This window comes from Thermoplasma sp. (genome assembly GCF_023256435.1).
GTDB lineage: Archaea > Thermoplasmatota > Thermoplasmata > Thermoplasmatales > Thermoplasmataceae > Thermoplasma.
In genome coordinates this window covers 10312-14916 of sequence record NZ_JAGDXM010000045.1, presented here as the reverse complement: position 1 = coordinate 14916, position 4605 = coordinate 10312, and the positions used below count along the sequence as shown (strand labels likewise).

Sequence of the window (4605 nt, the reverse complement as noted above, 5' to 3'; positions counted from 1 at the left end):
TGTATCTCATCGCTAAAGCTGTTGAGATTTACAGCTTCCTTCAAATCCCTAACTTTTCTTTTAAATTAAGCAATGAATATAAAATATATCTAAAAAGTCCACTTTGATAGAACTCCTTGCATATCATCCCCGAAATATAAGGAATATACTAATTTATAGAAGATCGAACTTCGCTGAAATTAAAATTCGATATATAAATTAAGAGATGGGGCCGTTGAGAATTGAACTCAAGTCACCAGCACCCCAAGCTGGCAGGATACCAAGCTACCCCACGGCCCCTCAAGAAAAGGGCATTATCTCGTTTATCAGATCAACGTGCGAAACGATCATCCTTCTGCAGCAATATCGCTCTATTCCGAGATCATCGAAGATCTTTTCGATCTCCTCGGGACTTGGCTCTCTGCCCTCGGATCTGATCTCATTCACGCGTTTAATGTAACGGCCATAATCCGAGGCTATAACCCTACCACAACTGAAGCATCTCACAGGTATTATCATCCATATCACCTGTAAGATTTCTGTTTCTTTGCTCTGGCGCCACGACCGCCAGCCTTCTTGGGCAGCTTTATACGTACGTCGTTGACAATGAGTGTACGATCATACTGCCTGAAAAGGTTCTCCAGATCTGTGTCGTTGAGATATTTCACTATGGCCCTGGCTATTGCAGTACGAGATGCATCTGCCTGACCAGTTACACCGCCACCTCTTACCTTAACTGCGATGTCCAAGTCCTTGGCCTTGTCTTCAGCAAGGATCAGAGGCTCCATTATCTTATTGCGAAGAACCCTTACTGGGTATAATTCAACAGGATAGCCATTTATAGTGACAATACCCTTTCCCTTTTTTGCGACAGCTCTAGCAACGGCTGTCTTTCTTTTTCCAGTTGTGATGATATAATCCATTTCAATAACCTCCTAGCTCCTTGGAAAGATCCTCAAGGGTTATAATACCTGAGACCTTGTCTGTTACAACACCCTCGATCTTTTCTATTTTATCCTTTTCAATATCTGATGGAACATTCCTGTATACTCTACACCTTGAAAGTGCTTCTTTTCCTTTCGTTATCTTTTTAGGAAGCATATCTCCTATGGATCTCCGGAGTATATTCTCTGGTGTCTTTGGATAGTACGGACCTTTTCTAACGCTTCCTATGTCCAAGCGTTCCTTGAATTTTCCAATTACGAAAGACCTATTACCCGTTATAACTGCTTTGGAGGCATTGATTATGGTAATCTCCTCCCCTTCCAGAAGTCTCTTAGCCACATAGGCCGAAAGCCGTCCATAAATAGCACCAGAAGCATCAATTACTCTCATGATCTTACCTCATTATCTTTACATTTGTCCCCTTGGGATTGTCCTTTGCCAGCTCAGATATGTTCATAAAGGCGCAACCTGAATTAGAAAGTTTTTCTATTGCAGATCTAGAGAATTTGTATGCGCCTATGGTAACCTTCTTGCTTATCTTCCCTACGCCGAGGACAGTGCCTGGCACCACTATTATATCCCCATCCTTCGCATACCTATCGATCTTATAAAGGTTAACAGAAGCATATCTCCTCCTTCCAGATGCAAGCCTCTTCGCAATATCCCTCCAAATTTCAGATCCGTTCTCCCGAGATATTGTGGAGAGCACTTCTATTTCTGAGGTTAAGGCCTTGCTAGTCTTCCTTGAAGCATCCAATGACATTGATCAACACCGATAGACAGCAAATAATGCGACCTTAATAAATATTGTGATTTCCCTCATGCAGATGTGGCCTGAGGAATGAAGACATGAGATGTTAGGATGTAAACGATAAGTGATAACAGCATATCCTTTCCCAATTCAAAATATTATAGAAACCTGAAGATTACCACCAGAACAAATATTATGGCCAGATAAGGACTGCTGTAGATGAATAGCTTCAGAGAATTCTTTCTGTCCGGATGCCTGACAAATACTATTGAATAGAATATCATCGGAATGGCTATGGCCGAAGCCAGTATCATATAGGTATAGGGCATCACTCTGAAGAATACAGGAATTATGGAGAAGGCAAAGAGAATAATTGCCGCTGATGATATGCATATTGCGGATATCCTGTCATTATGTATTGAGGTCATCATGGGCACGTGCGCCCTGTTATAATCGTCTCTGTATCTGTATGCAAGACTCCATACATGTATTGGTATCCAAACGACCACTAGCAAAAACAAAAACCATGGGAGGATTGAAAATTTATCCGTTATTGTATACCAGCCGATGACCACCGGGAAACCACCAGAAAAACCACCTAGGATGATATTCCATGGTGTTCGTCTCTTCGTCAGGTATGAATAGACAAAAACGTTGTCAAACAGCCCTAGAACCATAAAGAGCGCTGCGTATACTTTTCCGAAGAAAAGGAGCAGTGCAATAGATGCGGACATAAGAACCAATCCGAATATGAGACCGTTTCTAGGTTTTATCTTTCCTGTTACCAGCGGCCTTTTCATGGTACGGGACATAACTGCATCTATATCTTTATCTATATAGTTGGTCGTGGCCTCAGCGCCCATGGATCCAAGCATTATCGATACGACTGCCAGCAGGATCAGGAGTGAATAATATATTGTGAAATATGGTACAGCTATGACGGCGCCTATTGCGCCGACAAAAACGAGCAAGGACCATACCTTTGGTTTGGTATAGGAGAAATATAGCCCAACTCTGCTCGTCATATGGTCTAATCCCTTTGCAATAGATTAATTTTGTGTCTGGGCTAATGTTTCTTGCGACCGGACGTTCCAAGCAACAGAATATATTATCTGATGAAAATAAACTATCCATCAGCTTAATCTTCGAACTTCTTTTCATCGATAAGTCTTTTGCCTCTACGGGTATATTCGGAATAGGCTCTATATTGTTATATCAACGGGTTTATATTCGGTCTGCACCATTCCCATTCTTTTAAGTTTAAGAAGATATCTATGTTAATATCAGATACCCTATTCTTTACTGGATCATTTTGACGTAATATCATTATTATACATTTAACGTGATAAAAATAAGAAAAATAAATTATTTTTTACCAGCAGGCCCTGATGCTACCTCCTCTGAGGGAAGATACTGCATATTAGTCTCTATTATCTCCGTTATTTCATCGGTCTTGAACCCGCTATAAACAGACCAGTAATAGAAAGCTATGGCTACCACTATCATAACCAGGAAGTCCCATGGGAAAGGAATTAGTCCGGTTCCTCCATATGGTTTCTCACCGAAATATGATAGTAGCGTTATTACGCCCATATACGCAAGAAGCCAGGCTCCACCCTTGAAATGCTTCCCTGAGAAGATGTTTATAGCTGATTTCCCAGCCGCATAGAACACCAGATACACCAGGAGTCCCAGAAGTATTGCGATGACGAGGTATGCGACAAGTGGCCAGCCGCTCCAGTATACGATCAGCGTGGCACCGACAAACGCAATGGGGCTGAGTATTGATGCGCCCTTCAGCTTGAATGGCCTCTTGAGTTCCGATGCCTCCCTCCTGAATACCTGGAGCGCCGATCCGCCCACTATGTACGTGAATACTGTTGACGATGATATGAAGCCAACGAGCTTGTACCAGCTTGGAAACGGCGCGAAGAATATGTAACCTATTATCAACGATGCTATCAATGGCAGAATAGGTACCCTAGTTTTCGCATTCACATCAGACATTGATTTTCCAAGATAGCCCAGGGTTGCAAGCCCATAGAGAGTTCTCTGTGATGTACCCAGATAAACATTGAGCGTACCTGAAGGCGACACATACGCATCAGCAAAGAGGAAATAGGCCAAGAAAACCATGCCCGCAGAGCTGGCAAGTGTCGCAAATGGTGCGGTAACAACTCCGCCCTGCAGATCTGCCCATTGCCCTGGAGCGACACCAACAGCTGCCCAGTTGACCTGGCCTATGAAGACAACCTGAAGCAGTGTGTATAGTGCAATACCTATGATCACTGAAAGAACGGTAGCTATCGGAACCGATCTCTGGGGATTCTTCGCTTCACCACCATAATCAAGTGCCTGCCTGAAGCCGAGATACGAGAAGACTATGCCTGAAACGGAAATAGCTTCGAACACACTTGACCAGCCATAGGTGACGAAGCCGGTTTTCAGGAAGAAGTTGCTTATGTTGAAGTGTACAGCAAGAAGCAATGCAACTGTCGCTGAAGGGATTATAAGTTTCCACCACGTCATACCGGTGTTTGTTTTACCCATCACCTTGATGCCGAAGTAGTTCAAGAAGAAGAATCCAAGCATCAGCAGAGCAGCAAGCACAATTCCAGGTGCTGTGAGCACACCAGTACTTGTAACTAGCCCATGCACATATGTGCCCGCATATGTTATAACACCCTCTGCCTCTATTGCAGGTACGGATACAGCACTGAGAAAGTATGCCCAGCCGAACAAAAATCCTGCAAGGCCACCGTGGGAATACTGCCCGTATCTTACGATCGCCCCAGATCTGGGGATCATACCTCCAAGCTCTGCATAGACCAGCGCAATTACCAGCACTATCAGACCGCCTATGATCCATGACAGTATGGCAGCCGGTCCAGCCAGCATAGACGCTCCCGCAGCAGCGAACAACCATCCCG

6 protein-coding genes and 1 tRNA gene are annotated in these 4605 nt (G+C 43.8%); all 7 read right to left on the bottom strand.

The annotated features are described in order from the left end of the window. Positions 1-206: 206 nt before the first annotated feature. Positions 207-279: transfer RNA gene (locus Q0C15_RS05950), tRNA-Pro, on the bottom strand. Next, positions 280-498: a DNA-directed RNA polymerase subunit N gene (locus tag Q0C15_RS05945; protein ID WP_110640647.1), complete on the bottom strand. Its 219-nt coding sequence runs from the start codon at positions 496-498 to the stop codon at positions 280-282. Positions 499-503: 5 nt separating this feature from the next. Continuing rightward, positions 504-902, bottom strand: coding sequence for a 30S ribosomal protein S9 (locus Q0C15_RS05940; RefSeq protein ID WP_110640407.1), 399 nt, complete (start codon positions 900-902; stop codon positions 504-506). Between the two features lies 1 nt (position 903). Beyond that, entirely contained in the window at positions 904-1314 is a 411-nt protein-coding gene (locus Q0C15_RS05935) for a 50S ribosomal protein L13 (protein ID WP_297217310.1), read from the bottom strand. A 4-nt stretch (positions 1315-1318) separates the two neighbouring features. Beyond that, entirely contained in the window at positions 1319-1687 is a 369-nt protein-coding gene (locus Q0C15_RS05930) for a 50S ribosomal protein L18e (protein ID WP_297217308.1), read from the bottom strand. A gap of 146 nt (positions 1688-1833) precedes the next feature. Next, positions 1834-2700: a heme o synthase gene (locus Q0C15_RS05925; RefSeq protein ID WP_297217306.1), complete on the bottom strand. Its 867-nt coding sequence runs from the start codon at positions 2698-2700 to the stop codon at positions 1834-1836. Between the two features lie 340 nt (positions 2701-3040). Beyond that, the coding region (locus tag Q0C15_RS05920) for an APC family permease (RefSeq protein ID WP_297217305.1) at positions 3041-4605 on the bottom strand (1565 nt) is incomplete at its 5' end.